The following is a 14,565-nucleotide window of genomic DNA, read 5'->3' on the forward strand; positions in this document are numbered from 1 at the left end:
CCCAGGAGCCCTACGAGTGCAGGACGGTCATCCAGCCGTGGGTGTCGGCGACGTGGCCGTGCTGGATGCCGGTCAAGCGCTCGCGCAGCTTCATCGTCACCGCGCCGGAGCCACCGTCGCCGATCGTGAACTCGCCGCCCGCGTGCTTGACGTGGCCGACCGGCGTGATGACCGCGGCCGTGCCGCAGGCGAACACCTCGGTGAGCTCACCGGAAGCGTTGGCCTTCTCCCACTCGTCCGTCGAGATGCGACGCTCCTCAACGGACAGTCCGAGGTCGGAAGCCAGCTGCAGCAACGAGCTCCGGGTGATGCCGGGCAGCAGCGTGCCGGTCAGCTCCGGGGTGACGACCTTGTCGCCGAAGACGAAGAACAAGTTCATGCCGCCCATCTCCTCGACCCAGCGGCGTTCCACCGCGTCGAGCCAGACGACCTGGTCGCAGCCCTTCTCTGCGGCCTGCGCCTGCGCCACGAGGGACGCGGCGTAGTTGCCGGCGAACTTGGCGGCGCCGGTGCCACCGGGGGCGGCGCGGACGTACTCGGTCGAGAGCCACACGCTCACCGGGCGGATTCCACCCGTGAAGTAGGAGCCCGCGGGGGAGGCGATCAGCACGTAGATGTACTCGGACGCGGGTCGCACGCCGAGGCCGGCTTCCGTGGAGAACATGAACGGCCGCAGGTAGAGCGACTCCTCCTCGGCCGTCGGCACCCAGCGGCTGTCGACCGCGAGGATCTGCCGGACGGACTCCAGGAAGAGCTCGTCGGGAAGTTCGGGCATCGCCATGCGGCGGGCCGAGGCGCGGAAGCGCTCGGCGTTGGCCGCGGGGCGGAAGGACGCGATCGAACCGTCGGGCTGGCGGTAGGCCTTGAGCCCTTCGAAGATCGCTTGGCCGTAGTGCAGCACCATTGCCGCGGGGTCGAGTGAGAGGGAGCTGTAGGGGCCGACTTCAGCGTCGTGCCAGCCCTTCTCGCGGTTCCAGCGGATCGTCACCATGTGGTCGGTGAAGTGCTGCCCGAAGCCCGGCTTGGCAAGTACCTCCGCTACGCGCTCCGGGGTCGCCGGGTGCGGGTGGGGAGTCCGGGTGAAAGGCAACTCGCTCGTCATGTGAGCACGGTAACCCGCTGGTCGGGATACAGAAAATCGTCTTCTCAAAACTCGGACGTCCTACTAAGTCAGGCTCTATAGAGTGGCCCGCCATGACCAAGGAAGAAGGATCTTCGTTAGGGGCCGACGTCCGCACTGTCGCGCAGGCCGCGCTGCTCGTCCTCGGCACCGGCGTGACGGTTCTGGACGGCTGGATGCTCGGTGGCGTCGGGGGCGTCGTCGGCGCGGTGATCGCCGCCGTGATCTTCCTGTTCTGCTACTACTCCATCGCGAAGGGCAGCGAGGCGAACAACGGCCGCATCATCGGGCTTGCGGTGTGTGTTGGCGTGACGCTGCTCGTCTTCCTCTCAGTGTGGCTGTCAAACCGATGAGTCCCGTGCCCGCGCCCAGCCCCGCGACGGAGATGAGCAGCGCGGGCACCGGCGTGCTCATCGCGAGCAGCACCGAGAGCCCGAGGCCGAGGCAGGCCGTGCGCATCGGCCACGTGCGGTCGTTCTGTAGCAACACGCGCGCCGACGCGTTCGTGAAAGCGTAGAAGAAGAGCGTCGCGCACGCGGCCACGCCCAGTGCGATCGCCATCGGCAGAAGCGTGGCGAGCGCGGAACCGGCGACGACGGTGAGCGTGAGCACGACAGGCTTGAGGCGGGCAGGCAGGTCGCCCTCCTCCACGAGTCCGGTGAGCGTGCGGTGTGCGGACAGCAGAACGAAGTGCAGTGCGGCCACTCCGGCCACCGCCGCGGCGATCTGCACGAGCGGCACCAACGCGGACGCGTCCGCCGCGACGAGCGCGTCTCGCAGCGGCGCCGGTGACAACGCGAGGCGCGCGCTGCCGAGTTGGCGAAGCACACCGGCGCCCACGGCCAGATAGACCACGAACGACAGTCCGATGAGGACGGGAATCGCGATCCTCAGCACGGACGCCGAGTGCGGCCGCTCGCCGCGGTGAGGCGCGGTGATGCGTTCGAAACCCGCGAACGCCATGAACATCAAGCCCGCCACGCCGACGAGTTCGTTGGCCGTGCCCGTCTCCCCCGCCGACGGCACCGGCTGGATCGAGAAGCTCGACGCGATGACCAGCGCGAGCACACCGAGGACCACGAGCGACACCAGCGCACTGACACCGGCGGTGAAGCGGAACCCGACTGCGCCGAGCAGCGCCGTTCCGACGAGGAGGGCGAACGCGCCGATCACCGGCTGGCCCGGCACCACGTACGCGCCGAACATCAGCGCCACCACCGCCGCCATCGCGCACCGGCCGAGCAGGTGGGCGCTCGCTGTCATCCGTGCGGGCCACACACCGAGCTGCGCGCGCACATATCCGTAACCGCCGCCGACGTCCGGGTAGGCCCGTGACTGGTCAGCGGTCGAGAAGGCCGAGCACAGGGCGGCGAACGCGGAGATGGCCAGCGCAGGGAGCGTCCACCAGCCCGCAAGGCCTGCGGCTGGGGCGAATCCGGCGAAGACCCCCGCTCCGAGCACCGCGGGAAGACCGAGCGCGACCGTGACAACGATCTCGCGAGGCGTGTGGGTCACCGGTACACATTCGCAGATGCGGCATCCGGTCGTAACCACCCGGTCGACTGATGAGCGAAATGGGCGAATCGCCACCCAGAGCAACTGTCAACGTCACTGATTGCCGCCGAACGGGGCGGGGTACGACGTTGGTGGACCAATGGACCTTTAGCATTGGTCACGATTCCGAGCACCCCTACCACGCACAACCCTGGAGCAGCACGTGACAGCCCCGAAGCTGGCCCTCACCGAAGGTGACCTGAGCACCACCGCCGCGGACGCAGTCGTCGTGGGCACCCTGCAGGGTGCGGACGGTCTGGAGCTCGCCCCCGGTGCCGAAGCTGTCAGCGCCGCGTTCGACGGCGCGCTGCTCGACGTGCTGGGCACCCTGCGCGCCTCCGGCAAGGCCGACGAGCTCGTGAAGGTGCCGACGTTCGGCAGGCTCGCCGCCCCGCTCGTGCTGGCCGTCGGCCTCGGCAAGACGGCGGGTGAGGAGCAGGTGCGCCGCGCGTCCGGTGTCGCCGCCCGCGCGCTGGCCGGCAAGAAGCGCGCGGTCAACACGCTGGCTTCGCTGCACGTCGCCGCGGCCGCCGAGGGCACGCTGCTCGGCGCCTACTCGTTCACCGAGTACAAGTCGGAGAAGGGCGAGGCCCCGGTCGCGAAGGTCGACCTGGTCGCCGCGGGCTCCAAGGAGAACAAGGCCGCGCTCAAGGCCGCCGTCGCGATCGCCGAGGCCGTCGCCATCGCGCGCGACTTCGTGAACACGCCGCCGAACGACCTCTACCCCGCGTCGTTCGCCGACCGCGCCGCCAAGCTGGCCACCGCCGCCGGTCTCGACGTCGAGGTGCTCGACGAGAAGGCGCTGAAGAAGCAGGGCTTCGGCGGCATCCTGGGCGTCGGCGGCGGTTCGTCGCGCCAGCCGCGGCTCGTGCGCATCTCCTACAAGGGCGCGAAGGCCACCAAGAAGGTCGCGCTGGTCGGCAAGGGCATCACGTTCGACACCGGCGGCATCTCGATCAAGCCGGCCGCGAACATGGACGAGATGACCTCGGACATGTCCGGCGCCGCCGCGATCGTCGCCACGATGGTGCTCGCCGCGAAGCTCAAGTACCCGCTGGAGATCATCGCGTCGATCCCGATGGCGGAGAACATGCCGTCCGGCGACGCGTACCGCCCCGGCGACGTGCTGACCATGTACGGCGGCAAGACCGTCGAGGTGCTCAACACCGACGCCGAGGGCCGCCTGATCCTGTCCGACGCCATCGTGCGCGCGTGCGAGGACGGCCCGGACTACCTGATCGAGACCGCGACGCTGACCGGCGCGCAGGTCGTGGCGCTGGGCAAGCGCACCGCGGGTGTCATGGGCTCCGACGAGTTCCGCGACCGCGTGGCGGCCATCGGCACCGCGGTCGGCGAGTCGGCGTGGCCGATGCCGCTGCCCGAGGAGCTGCGCGCCGACCTCGACTCGCGGCTGGCGGACCTCGCGAACGTCACCGGGCACCGGTGGGGCGGCATGCTCGCGGCCGGCCTGTTCCTGCGGGAGTTCGTGGCCGAGGGCGTGCAGTGGGCGCACATCGACATCGCCGGCCCGGCGTACCACACGGGTGGCGCGTACGGATACACCTCGAAGGGCGGCACCGGTGTTCCGGTGCGGACCATCGCGGCCGTGCTCGCGGACATCGCCGCCAACGGCTGAGTTCGCTCTTCCGGACGGGCGGAGTTCCTCACGGGACTCCGCCCGTTTTGTTTTGCACGGCGTACGCATTTGTTCAAGTGAAATCAGCACCGCGTCCACGTTGGACTCGCCGCCGCGCGCGGCCGATGGGCTGACGCCGCCAGTGACCGCCTTTGCAATGGCTCGTTTGCGATCGACGTCCAACTAGTCATTGCTAAGCAGCAGGTGGGCGGGCGGTGGCGGGACTGATATATCGGTTGGCGGGGGTGTGGGGCCGCGAACGGCGGGCGGCTGAACGGAGACGCGCGTCTCAACGGGCTAGGTCGCGGGAGCCGGTGCGAGGAGGATTTCCACATGGGGACGCATCAGTACGAGGTCGATGTTGTTTGGACGGGAAACACCGGGAGTGGGACTTCCGGGTACAAGGCTTACGAGCGGGCGCACGAGGTTCGCGTCGAAGGGAAAGAGACGATTCTCGGGTCGTCGGATCCGTCGTTTCGCGGTGACCGCGGCCGGTACAACCCCGAGGAGCTGCTCGTCGCGTCGCTGTCGCAGTGCCACATGCTCTGGTACCTGCACCTGGCGTCGACCAACGGCGTGGTCGTCACCGACTACCGCGATCACGCGACCGGCACGATGGCGGAGCACCCGGACGGGTCCGGGAGGTTCACCGAGGTGACGCTGAACCCCGTGGTGACGATCGCGGATCGGGAGAAGCGGGAGACCGCGCAGGCGTTGCACGAGAAGGCGCACTCGTTGTGCTTCATCGCGGCGAGCGTGAATTTTCCCGTGCGGCACGAGCCGACGGTGAAGGTCTAAAGCTCGCCGGCGGCCCTTTTGCGCGCGGTGTAGTCGCGCATGCGCTTCGGGTAGCCGACGATGCCCGCGTCGTAGATCGGCATGCCGAGTTTGCGGGCGAAGGTGCGGGCGGCGTCCGGAGAGGAGACCCGGCGCCGGGTCCACTCGCCGTCGTGGGCGACGAGAACCACAGTGGTTTCGGTCACCGTGGTCCTGGGCTCCACATAGGCCTCGACGCCGTGGCGGCTCGCTGCCCACTGTTCGAGGTGGCTCGTGTCCTGGTTGGAGGCGGTCCGCAGCACACCTGGGCGTGACTTCCTGCGAAAACGATCGAACAGCCCCATCGAGCACCTCCTGCGATTCCCTCGACCATGGTGCCAGGTGGGGGTGTGATGAGTAGGTGAATGATCGGAACTGGGCGTCGTGCCCCATGCCGGATCACCGTGCTCCGGCAACTAGTGACAAGATGGCCGCGTACCTCGCGCGCACCCGCGCGTAGTAAGTAATCCCGAGGAGATCCGAAGTGACTTCGCCGGAACTGGATTCGGCCACCAACGCCGATCTCGTGATCCTCGGCGGTGGTTCGGGCGGCTATGCCTGCGCGTTCCGCGCGGCCGAGCTCGGCCTGTCCGTCGTCCTGGTCGAGAAGGACAAGCTCGGTGGCACGTGCCTGCACCGCGGCTGCATCCCGACCAAGGCGCTGCTGCACGCGGCCGAGGTCGCGGACAACGCGCGTGAAGGCGACCAGTTCGGCGTGAAGAGCTCGCTCGAGGGCATCGACATCGCCGGCGTCAACTCGTACAAGGACGGCGTGATCTCGCGGCTCTACAAGGGTCTGCAGGGTCTCGCGAAGGCCAACAAGGTCACCCTGGTCGAGGGCGCGGGCACGTTCGTCGGCCCGAACACCGTCGTCGTGAACGGCCAGCGCTACGTCGGCAAGAACGTGGTGCTGGCGACCGGTTCGTACGCGCGCAGCCTGCCCGGCCTGGAGATCGGCGGCCGCGTCATCACCAGCGACCAGGCGCTCAACCTGGACTTCATCCCGGAGAAGGTCGTCGTCCTCGGCGGCGGCGTCATCGGTGTGGAGTTCGCGAGCGTGTGGCGGTCGTTCGGCTCGGACGTGACGATCGTCGAGGCCCTGCCCCGCCTCGTGCCCGCCGAGGACGAGTACGCGTCCAAGCAGCTCGAGCGGGCCTTCCGCAAGCGCGGGATCAAGTTCAAGACCGGCGTGAAGTTCACCGGTGCCACGCAGTCCGACTCCGGTGTGTCGATCACGCTGGAGAACGGCGACGTCCTCGACGCCGACCTGCTGCTCGTCGCGGTCGGCCGCGGCCCGAACAGCGCGGGCCACGGCTACGAGGAAGCCGGCATCAAGATCGACCGCGGGTTCGTCATCACCGACGAGCGGCTGCGCACGAACCTGCCGAACGTCTACGCGGTCGGCGACATCGTGCCGGGCCTGCAGCTCGCGCACCGCGGTTTCCAGCAGGGCATCTTCGTGGCCGAGGAGATCGCCGGCCAGAACCCGAAGGTGATCGACGAGGCGGGCATCCCGCGCGTCACGTACTGCAAGCCCGAGGTCGCCTCCGTCGGTCTCTCCGAGGCCGCCGCGAAGGAGAAGTACGGCTCCGCCGAGGTGTTCATCTACGACCTCGCGGGCAACGGCAAGAGCCAGATCCTCAAGACCGCCGGTGGCGTGAAGCTGATCAAGGCTCCGGACGGTCCCGTTGTCGGCGTCACCATGGTCGGCGAACGCGTCGGCGAGCTCATCGGTGAGGCCCAGCTGATCTACAGCTGGGAGGCTTACCCGGAGGACGTGGCTCCGCTGATCCACGCCCACCCGACCCAGACTGAAGCCCTCGGCGAGGCCTTCCTCGCCCTGGCCGGCAAGCCGCTGCACGTGCACGGCTGACCGTTCCCCATCCAAGTCAGCCACACGAGAGCACGAGGAGTCAGCGAACAATGGCCTTCTCCGTCCAGATGCCCGCACTCGGTGAGAGCGTCACCGAGGGCACGGTCACCCGGTGGTTGAAGCAGGAAGGCGACCGGGTGGAGGTGGACGAGCCGTTGCTCGAGGTGTCCACCGACAAGGTCGACACCGAGATCCCGTCCCCCGCGGCGGGCATCCTGCAGAAGATCGTCGCGCAGGAGGACGACACCGTCGAGGTCGGCGGCGAGCTCGCCGTCATCGGTGACGGCGACGGCGGTTCCGCTGCCCCGGCACCGGCTCCGGCCCAGGAGTCCGCGCCGCAGCAGACCCAGCCTTCCGCGCCGCCCGCCGAGGCCGTTCAGGAGGCCGCCCCGGCTCCTGCCCAGTCCTCTGGTCCGGCCCAGGGCACCGACGTCACGATGCCCGCGCTCGGCGAGTCCGTCACCGAGGGCACCGTCACCCGCTGGCTGAAGCAGGTCGGCGACAGCGTCGAGGTCGACGAGCCGCTGCTCGAGGTCTCGACCGACAAGGTCGACACCGAGATCCCGTCGCCGGTCGCGGGCACGCTGCTCGAGATCACCGCCGGTGAGGACGAGACCGTCGAGGTCGGCGGCAAGCTCGCCGTCATCGGTTCGGGCAGCCCGGCTCCCGCCGCGGCGCCCGCGCCCGCCCCGGCTCCCGCCCCGGCTGCTCCGGCTCCTGCTCCCGCCGCCCCGGCCCCGGCCGCTCCGGCCCCGCAGGCCGCTCCCGCCGCAGCTTCGAGCGACGACGCGAACGGCACGCCGTACGTCACGCCGCTGGTGCGCAAGCTCGCGTCGGAGAACGGCATCGACCTGAGCACGCTCAAGGGCACCGGCGTCGGTGGCCGCATCCGCAAGCAGGATGTGCTCGCCGCCGTCGAGGCCAAGAAGGCCCCGGCTCCGGCCCCCGCCGCCGCTCCTGCCGCCGCTGCCCCGGCTGCCCGCACCGCCGCCCCGGTCGCGGTCGACAACTCCGGCAAGCGCGGCACCGTACAGAAGCTCCCGCGCCTGCGGCAGATCGTCGCGCAGCGCACGCGTGAGTCGCTGCAGATGTCGGCCCAGCTCACCCAGGTGTTCGAGGTGGACGTCACCAAGATCGCCCGGCTGCGCAACCAGGCGAAGAAGGCGTTCGAGGCGCGTGAGGGCGCGAAGCTCACGTTCCTGCCGTTCTTCGCGAAGGCCGCCATCGAGGCTCTCAAGGCCCACCCGGTGCTCAACGCGTCGATCGACGAGGAGCGCAAGGAGGTCACCTACCACGGTGCCGAGCACCTCGGTCTGGCGATCGACACGGAGCGCGGCCTGCTCAACGCCGTGATCCACAACGCCGGTGACCTGAACCTGTCGGGCATCGCCCACAAGATCGGCGACCTGGCCGCGCGCGCCCGTTCGAACAAGCTCACGCCGGACGAGCTCACCGGTGGCACGTTCTCGCTGACCAACCTGGGCAGCAACGGCGCGCTCTTCGACACCCCGATCATCCAGCAGCCGCAGGTCGGCATCCTGGGCGTCGGCGTCGTCAAGAAGCGCCCGGTCGTCATCACCGACGAGAACGGCGACGACACCATCGCGATCCGCTCGATGATGTACCTCGCGCTCACCTACGACCACCGCCTGGTCGACGGTGCCGACGCGGGCCGCTTCCTCACGACGGTCAAGAACCGTCTCGAGGAGGGCGCGTTCGAGGCCGACCTGGGTCTCTGAGCGACTGATATATCGGATACTGGCTGAAGGCCACCCCGGTTCGCCGGGGTGGCCTTCAGCACATTCACGTCCCCTGTCCTCAATGCGAACTGTGCACAAGATGGTTGCGTGCGGAACGATCTACTCATGCGAGTTGTCATCGCGGGATCGTCGGGCCTGATCGGGACGAGCCTGGTGGCGTCGATGCGCGCCGCCGGTCACGAGGTGCTGCGGCTGGTGCGCCGCAAGACCGCCGCCCCCGACGAACGCGGCTGGGACCCGTACGCCGGGCGCATCGACTCCGGCACGTTCGACGGCGTCGACGCCGTCGTCAACCTGTGCGGCGCGGGCATCGGCGACAAGCGGTGGGACGACGCGCGCAAGCAGGTCCTGCACGACAGCCGGATCGTGCCGGCCGAGGTGTTGTCGGCGGCGGTCGTCGAGCACGGGGTGCCGGCGCTGGTGAACTCGTCGGGCGCCCACTTCTACGGCGACACGGGCTCAACGCTCGCGGACGAGGACACGCCGGGCGGGCACACGTTCATGTCGCGGCTGACCCAGGACTGGGAGGCCGCGACCTCGGTGGCGCAGGAAGGCGGCGTGCGCGTCGTGCTGATGCGCACCGCTGTCGTCATCTCGCCGTCCGGTGGTGTGTTCGGCCGGTTGAAGCCGGTGTTCCAGTTGTTCCTCGGCGGCAAGCTCGGGACCGGGGAGCAGTACTTCCCGTGGGTGTCGCTGGACGACGTCGTGTCCGCCTACCGGTTCGTCGTCGAACACGAGGACATCCGCGGGCCGGTCAACGTCGCCGGGCCGACGCCGGTGACGAACGCCGAGTTCACCAAGGCGGTCGGGACGGCGCTGCACCGGCCGACGCCGTGGGTGGTGCCGGCGTTCGCGTTGAAGACGTTGCTCGGCGCCGAGATGGCGGAGGAGCTGCTGCTGACCGGACCGGGGCTCACGCCGAAGGCGCTGGAGAGCCACGGGTTCCACTTCATGCATCCGGCGTTGCCGTCCGCTTTGAACGCGGCGGTCGCATGACCCGTGTCGTCGCAGCCTTGCTGGTGATCTCGTGGACTCTGCTGGGACTGCCCGAGGTCACGTGGCTCGACGTATGGGTGCACGACGCGCTGCCACGCCCGGAATGGCTGCGGACGACGGCGTACGTGGTGAGCCTGGTGCTCGGGCCGACGCTCGGGTGGGCGTTCGCGGCGGTGCTGTTCGTGCTGGCCTGGCGCAGGCGTGAGCCGCGGCTGTGGAAGGCGTTGGCGTTGCACGGGCTGTGCTGCGCGACGTTGCTGGTGCGCTGGCTGTTCGACCGGGTACGGCCCGTCGAGTACCACCTGCCGAGCTATCCGAGCGGGCACACGGTGGCGGTCGCCTCGGTGGCGTTCACGATGGTCGTCCTGCTGAAACGAGGCGTCCTGTGGGCCGTTCTGGCGGTGCTCGTGACCGGGTTCGCGAGGGTCGTCCTGGAGATGCACTGGGCCACCGACGTCATCGGCGCGGTGCTGGGTGTGACGGGTGTGGGACTCATGGCAGCGCTGGCTCTGGGGTTGGTAACGTCGGGTCGTGAACTCGTGCCGCACCTCGTCAGACCCCGTCGTCGTCCGTGAGCTGGGCCTCATCGACTACATGGCGGCGTGGGACCTCCAGAAGGAGATCGCGGAGCAGCGAGCGGGTGGCACCGGCCCGGACACCATGCTGCTGCTCGAGCACCCGCCCGTCTACACGTGCGGCCGGCGCACCCTGGACGAGGAACGCCCGCGCGGAGGCGACACCCCGGTCATCGACGTCGACCGCGGCGGCAAGATCACCTGGCACGGCCCCGGCCAGCTGGTCGGCTACCCGATCGTCAAGCTGACCGACCCGATCGACGTCGTGGAGTACGTGCGACGCATCGAACAGGGCCTGATCGACGTGTGCGACCAGCTCGGCGTGCACACCGGCCGGGTCGAGGGCCGCAGCGGCGTCTGGCTCCCCGCCGACGACCGGGGGCCCGAGCGCAAGGTCGCCGCGATCGGCATCCGCGTGCAGCGTGGCGTCACGATGCACGGCTTCGAGATCAACTGCAACGCGAGCCTCGACGCGTTCGGCGACATCATCCCGTGCGGCATCAAGGACGCGGGTGTCGCTTCGCTCTCGCACGAGCTGGGCCGGGACGTCACCGTGGCCGAGGTGCTGCCGTTGGCCCGTGACGCTGTGCTCGCGGCGTTGGAGGGCACACTCCCCCTGACGGACCGCACTTTGGCCCGCTCTGGCCCCGTCGCACCGGGTATCACCTTCGCTAGCATTCCGTAGTGCTTCTCACCCGGCGTACCCTGCTCGCCGCCATCGGCATCACGCTCGTAGTCCCTCGCTCGGTCGCGCACGCCGCTGTACAGGGCGAGGTGCAGATCGGGGACTGGGAGCGCTACTACCTCGGCCTCGACGGAGGCGCTCACCAGCGCGCGTTGGGCGCGCTCGGCATCGAGCACCGTGACGGCGTCCGCGCCGACGAGCCCTGCCGCCTCGTGTCGCTGCAGGATGTCGTGCATGCGGCCGTGGATCACGGCGACCACGCGGCGGCAGATCTGCTGCGCGAGCGGCTGTCGCTGGACACGCCGTCCATGCTGGGGCGTGGTCTGAAGCTGATGTTCGGGCAGGACGGGCTCGAGGAGCGCTACCTGGACGATCCGGCGCTGCAGCTGCGGGTGATCGGACACCTGCCGCGGCACCGGAGCAGGTCGTTCGCGCTCCCCGAGTCCGTGCGGAAGGCCATCAGAGCCGCGGCATGACCTCTTCGGCGATCTCGGTGATGTGGTCGAGGTCGGCCAGGTCGAGGATCTGCAGGTAGACGCGCTGGACTCCGGTGCGCTCCCGCCACTGCGCGATCCGCTCCACGACCTCGCCGGGCGTGCCCGCGAGACCGTTCTGCTTCAGCTCCGCCACCTCGCGGCCGATCGTCTCGGCCCGCCTGGCGACGTCGGCGTCCGTCCTGCCGACGCACGCGACGAGCGCGGCCGACCGGATGATCTCCTTCGGGTCGCGGCCGATCTCCTCGCAGGCGGCGTCGACACGGGCGAACTGCGTCTCCGCGTCGGCGATGCTCGCGAACGGCAGGTTGAACTCGTTGGCGTACCTCGCGGCCAGCGCGGGCGTGCGCTTCGCTCCCATGCCGCCGATCAGCACCGGCGGACGCGGTGACTGCTTCGGCTTCGGCAGCGCGGGCGAGCCGGTGAGCGTGTAGTGCTTGCCGCCGAAGGAGAACGTCTCACCGACCGGGGTCTCCCACAGGCCGGTGATGATCGCGAGCTGCTCCTCGTACCGCTCGAACCGCTCCGCGAGCGTCGGGAACGGGATGCCGTACGCGGTGTGCTCCTCGGCGTACCAGCCCGCGCCGATGCCGAACTCCACGCGGCCGTCCGACATCTGGTCGACCTGTGCCACGCTGATCGCGAGCGGACCGGGGTAGCGGAAGGTCGCCGCGGTCATCAGGGTGCCGAGGCGGATCGTGGACGTGTCACGGGCGAGGCCCGCGAAGGTGATCCACGGGTCGGTGGGGCCCGGCAGGCCCGACACCGATCCCATCTTGAGGTAGTGGTCGGAACGGAAGAACGCGCCGTAGCCCGCGTCCTCCGCGGTCCGCGCGACGCGCAGCAGGTCGTCGTAGCCGGCACCCTGCTGGGGCTCGGTGAAGATTCGTAGTTCCACGAATCCTCAATGTACTGAAGGGGGCCTGAGCCGCGGCGCGGTGGCGGCACCAGCGGCGGTGATCGTGCCGCGTGCCTTCAGGTGGGGGTGTTCGGCGGCCTCGCCGAAGCTCAGCACGGGGGTCACGCAGGCGTCGGTGCCTTCGAACACCTCTGCCCACTCGTCGCGGGTGCGGCGCAGGAAGGCCTCCTCGAACATCTTGCGCAGCAACGGCCAGCTGTCCCGGTCGTGCTGGTCGGGCAGGTCTTCGAGACCCAGCCCGGCGACCAGCTGGGCGTAGAACTGCGGTTCGAGCGCCCCGACGGCGACGTTGCGGCCGTCCGCGCAGGTGTAGATCGAGTAGAAGGGCGCGCCTCCGTCGAGAAGGTTCGTTCCCGGCTGGTCGCTCCACTGGTCCTGGGCGCGCATGGACCAGATCATCTGGGCCAGCGAGCTGACCCCGTCGACGATCGCGGCGTCGACGACCTGGCCGCAGCCGGAGCGTTCGCGCTCGATCAGCGCCGCGAGGATGCCCACCACGAGGTAGAGGGATCCGCCGCCGAAGTCGCCGAGCAGGTTCAGCGGAGGGGTGCCCACGGCGTGCAGCACGCCGGTCAGAGCCAGGTAGTTGATGTCGTGCCCGGCGCGCTCGGCCAGCGGACCGTCCTGGCCCCAGCCGGTCATCCGCGCGAAGACCAGCCGCGGATTGCGGGCGAGGCAGGCGGACGGGCCGACGCCGAGCCGTTCCATGACGCCAGGACGGAAGCCCTCGATCAGCACGTCCGCGCGCCCTGCCAGCGAGAGCACCAGCTCACGGCCGTAGCGGCCCTTGAGGTCCGCGTCGAGGAAGTCCCTGCCGCGCAACAGGAAGTCCTTGTCGCGGTCGGGCACGACCTGCAACCCGCCGTGCGGCCGTTCGACCCGCAGCACCGAGGCGCCCAGGTCGGCGAGCAGCATCCCCGCGTGCGGGCCGGGCCCGATGCCGCCGACCTCGAGGACGCGCAGGCCGTCCAGCGGACCTCTGGTCATCCCTCACCCGCGAACGTGAGCCGCTCGGCGTACACCGTGCCCTCGCTCGTGGCGAGTGCGCGCATGGCCGCCGCGTGCTGTTTGAAGTCGGGGTGCGCCACGGCGTCGCGCAACGCCTGCGCGCTCTCCCACAGTGCGACGTTGACGTACCTGGTCTCGTCCTCGAGATCGCGGGACAGCGTGTAGCGCACCAGACCCGGCTGCTTGCGGATGAAGTCCGCGGTCTCGGTGAACGCGATCTCGAAGTCCTCCGGCTTGCCGTTGACCGTGAAGCGGTTGATGAAGGTGATCGCCATGCCGACCACTGTGCCCCGCCGATCTCGACCTGTGCTCGAGGCTCGGCTTCGAGCATGGGACGCATGCGCATACTCGACCTTTCCTCCACCATCGACGCGTCCGCGTACGAGGCGGATCCGGTGACGCACGAGGTGCTCACCCCCGCACAGGGCGCGCAACACATGAGCGAGCAGGTGCGGTTGCGGCTGGGCATCGACTTCGACCCGTCCGTGCTGCCCGACTCGGAATTCCTTTCCCTGGACCGGATTTCGCTGACGTCGCACACCGGCACGCACGTCGACGCGCCGTCGCACTACGGAACTCGCGCCGCCTACGGCACACCGAAGCACATCGACGAGATGCCGCTCGAGTGGTTCCACAACCCCGGTGTGGTGCTCGACCTGACCGGGCAGGGCACCGGCGTCGTCGGCGCCGCGTACCTGGAGAAGGAGTTCGTCCGCATCGGGTACACCCCACAGCCGATGGACATCGTGCTGCTCAACACGGGCGCCGCCGAACACACCGGAACCCAGCGGTACTTCACCGACTTCACCGGGCTCGACGGCGACGCCACGAACCTGTTGCTGGACCTCGGAGTCAAGGTGATCGGCACGGACGCGTTCAGCCTCGACGCGCCGTTCGGCGACATCATCAAGCGTTACCACGAGACCGGGGACCGCTCGGTGCTGTGGCCGGCGCACTTCGCCGGCAGGGAACGCGAGTACTGCCAGGTCGAGCGGCTCGCGAACCTGGATCTGCTGCCGCCCTTCGGGTTCACCGTCGTATGCTTCCCGGTGAAGATCGGCGGGGCGGGCGCGGGCTGGACGCGGGCGGTGGCGCTGCTGGAAGACTGACCGGCGATCGAGTGAGACCG

Annotated in this window: 16 protein-coding genes; 10 read left to right on the forward strand and 6 right to left on the reverse strand. The window is 69.5% G+C overall.

Translation table 11 applies throughout. The features are described from left to right. Positions 1-10 precede the first annotated feature (10 nt). Positions 11-1,102: a branched-chain amino acid aminotransferase gene (locus JOD27_RS29445; protein WP_204765533.1), complete on the reverse strand. Its 1,092-nt coding sequence runs from the start codon at positions 1,100-1,102 to the stop codon at positions 11-13. Between the two features lie 92 nt (positions 1,103-1,194). Here JOD27_RS29445 and JOD27_RS29450 point away from each other — a divergent pair, with 92 nt between their 5' ends. Further along, positions 1,195-1,473, forward strand: a complete 279-nt coding sequence (locus JOD27_RS29450; RefSeq protein WP_204765534.1) for a hypothetical protein — start codon at positions 1,195-1,197, stop codon at positions 1,471-1,473. Here JOD27_RS29450 and JOD27_RS29455 read toward each other — a convergent pair. Beyond that, positions 1,403-2,635 carry an APC family permease gene (locus JOD27_RS29455; RefSeq protein WP_204765535.1) on the reverse strand — a complete coding sequence of 411 codons (1,233 nt, stop codon included), beginning with the start codon at positions 2,633-2,635 and terminating at the stop codon, positions 1,403-1,405. The two genes, JOD27_RS29450 and JOD27_RS29455, sit on opposite strands and share 71 nt — an antisense overlap. Before the next feature lie 202 nt (positions 2,636-2,837). Between JOD27_RS29455 and JOD27_RS29460 the strand changes: the two genes are divergently transcribed. After that, the gene (locus tag JOD27_RS29460) at positions 2,838-4,310 is read left to right on the forward strand and encodes a leucyl aminopeptidase (RefSeq protein WP_204765536.1); all 1,473 of its coding nucleotides are present in this window, start codon (positions 2,838-2,840) and stop codon (positions 4,308-4,310) included. A gap of 333 nt (positions 4,311-4,643) precedes the next feature. After that, on the forward strand, positions 4,644-5,108 hold the full coding sequence (locus JOD27_RS29465) for an OsmC family protein (RefSeq protein ID WP_204765537.1): 465 nt from the start codon (positions 4,644-4,646) through the stop codon (positions 5,106-5,108). Here JOD27_RS29465 and JOD27_RS29470 read toward each other — a convergent pair. After that, entirely contained in the window at positions 5,105-5,431 is a 327-nt protein-coding gene (locus JOD27_RS29470; RefSeq protein ID WP_204765538.1) for an oxidoreductase, read from the reverse strand. The genes JOD27_RS29465 and JOD27_RS29470 overlap by 4 nt on opposite strands. A gap of 179 nt (positions 5,432-5,610) precedes the next feature. On the opposite strand from JOD27_RS29470, the gene lpdA reads away from it, so the two are divergent. The 6 genes from lpdA (at position 5,611) to JOD27_RS29500 (ending at position 11,491) form a co-directional block, all read left to right on the forward strand. After that, on the forward strand, positions 5,611-6,999 hold the full coding sequence (gene lpdA / locus JOD27_RS29475) for a dihydrolipoyl dehydrogenase (RefSeq protein ID WP_307830398.1): 1,389 nt from the start codon (positions 5,611-5,613) through the stop codon (positions 6,997-6,999). A 50-nt stretch (positions 7,000-7,049) separates the two neighbouring features. Continuing rightward, positions 7,050-8,738, forward strand: a complete 1,689-nt coding sequence (gene sucB, locus JOD27_RS29480; protein WP_204765539.1) for a 2-oxoglutarate dehydrogenase, E2 component, dihydrolipoamide succinyltransferase — start codon at positions 7,050-7,052, stop codon at positions 8,736-8,738. Between the two features lie 126 nt (positions 8,739-8,864). Beyond that, positions 8,865-9,755: a TIGR01777 family oxidoreductase gene (locus JOD27_RS29485; RefSeq protein WP_204765540.1), complete on the forward strand. Its 891-nt coding sequence runs from the start codon at positions 8,865-8,867 to the stop codon at positions 9,753-9,755. Continuing rightward, positions 9,752-10,330: a phosphatase PAP2 family protein gene (locus JOD27_RS29490; RefSeq protein WP_204765541.1), complete on the forward strand. Its 579-nt coding sequence runs from the start codon at positions 9,752-9,754 to the stop codon at positions 10,328-10,330. Before JOD27_RS29485 ends, JOD27_RS29490 begins: the two co-directional genes overlap by 4 nt. Further along, positions 10,287-11,015 carry a lipoyl(octanoyl) transferase LipB gene (lipB, locus tag JOD27_RS29495; protein WP_204765542.1) on the forward strand — a complete coding sequence of 243 codons (729 nt, stop codon included), beginning with the start codon at positions 10,287-10,289 and terminating at the stop codon, positions 11,013-11,015. Before JOD27_RS29490 ends, lipB begins: the two co-directional genes overlap by 44 nt. After that, positions 11,015-11,491, forward strand: coding sequence for a hypothetical protein (locus tag JOD27_RS29500; protein WP_204765543.1), 477 nt, complete (start codon positions 11,015-11,017; stop codon positions 11,489-11,491). The genes lipB and JOD27_RS29500 overlap by 1 nt, the downstream gene beginning before the upstream one ends. Here JOD27_RS29500 and JOD27_RS29505 read toward each other — a convergent pair. Genes JOD27_RS29505 through JOD27_RS29515 form a run of 3 tightly spaced genes read right to left on the reverse strand, consistent with a single transcriptional unit; the run spans position 11,475 to position 13,711 of the window. Continuing rightward, complete coding sequence (locus tag JOD27_RS29505) at positions 11,475-12,407, reverse strand: LLM class F420-dependent oxidoreductase (protein ID WP_204765544.1); 933 nt, start codon at positions 12,405-12,407, stop codon at positions 11,475-11,477. The genes JOD27_RS29500 and JOD27_RS29505 overlap by 17 nt on opposite strands. Positions 12,408-12,413: 6 nt before the next feature. Further along, complete coding sequence (locus JOD27_RS29510) at positions 12,414-13,415, reverse strand: CaiB/BaiF CoA transferase family protein (protein WP_204765545.1); 1,002 nt, start codon at positions 13,413-13,415, stop codon at positions 12,414-12,416. Continuing rightward, complete coding sequence (locus JOD27_RS29515) at positions 13,412-13,711, reverse strand: antibiotic biosynthesis monooxygenase family protein (RefSeq protein WP_204765546.1); 300 nt, start codon at positions 13,709-13,711, stop codon at positions 13,412-13,414. Before JOD27_RS29515 ends, JOD27_RS29510 begins: the two co-directional genes overlap by 4 nt. Before the next feature lie 63 nt (positions 13,712-13,774). Between JOD27_RS29515 and JOD27_RS29520 the strand changes: the two genes are divergently transcribed. Continuing rightward, positions 13,775-14,545, forward strand: coding sequence for a cyclase family protein (locus tag JOD27_RS29520; RefSeq protein WP_204765547.1), 771 nt, complete (start codon positions 13,775-13,777; stop codon positions 14,543-14,545). Positions 14,546-14,565 lie beyond the last annotated feature (20 nt).

Source organism: Lentzea nigeriaca, assembly GCF_016907955.1.
Taxonomy (GTDB): Bacteria; Actinomycetota; Actinomycetes; order Mycobacteriales; family Pseudonocardiaceae; genus Lentzea; species Lentzea nigeriaca.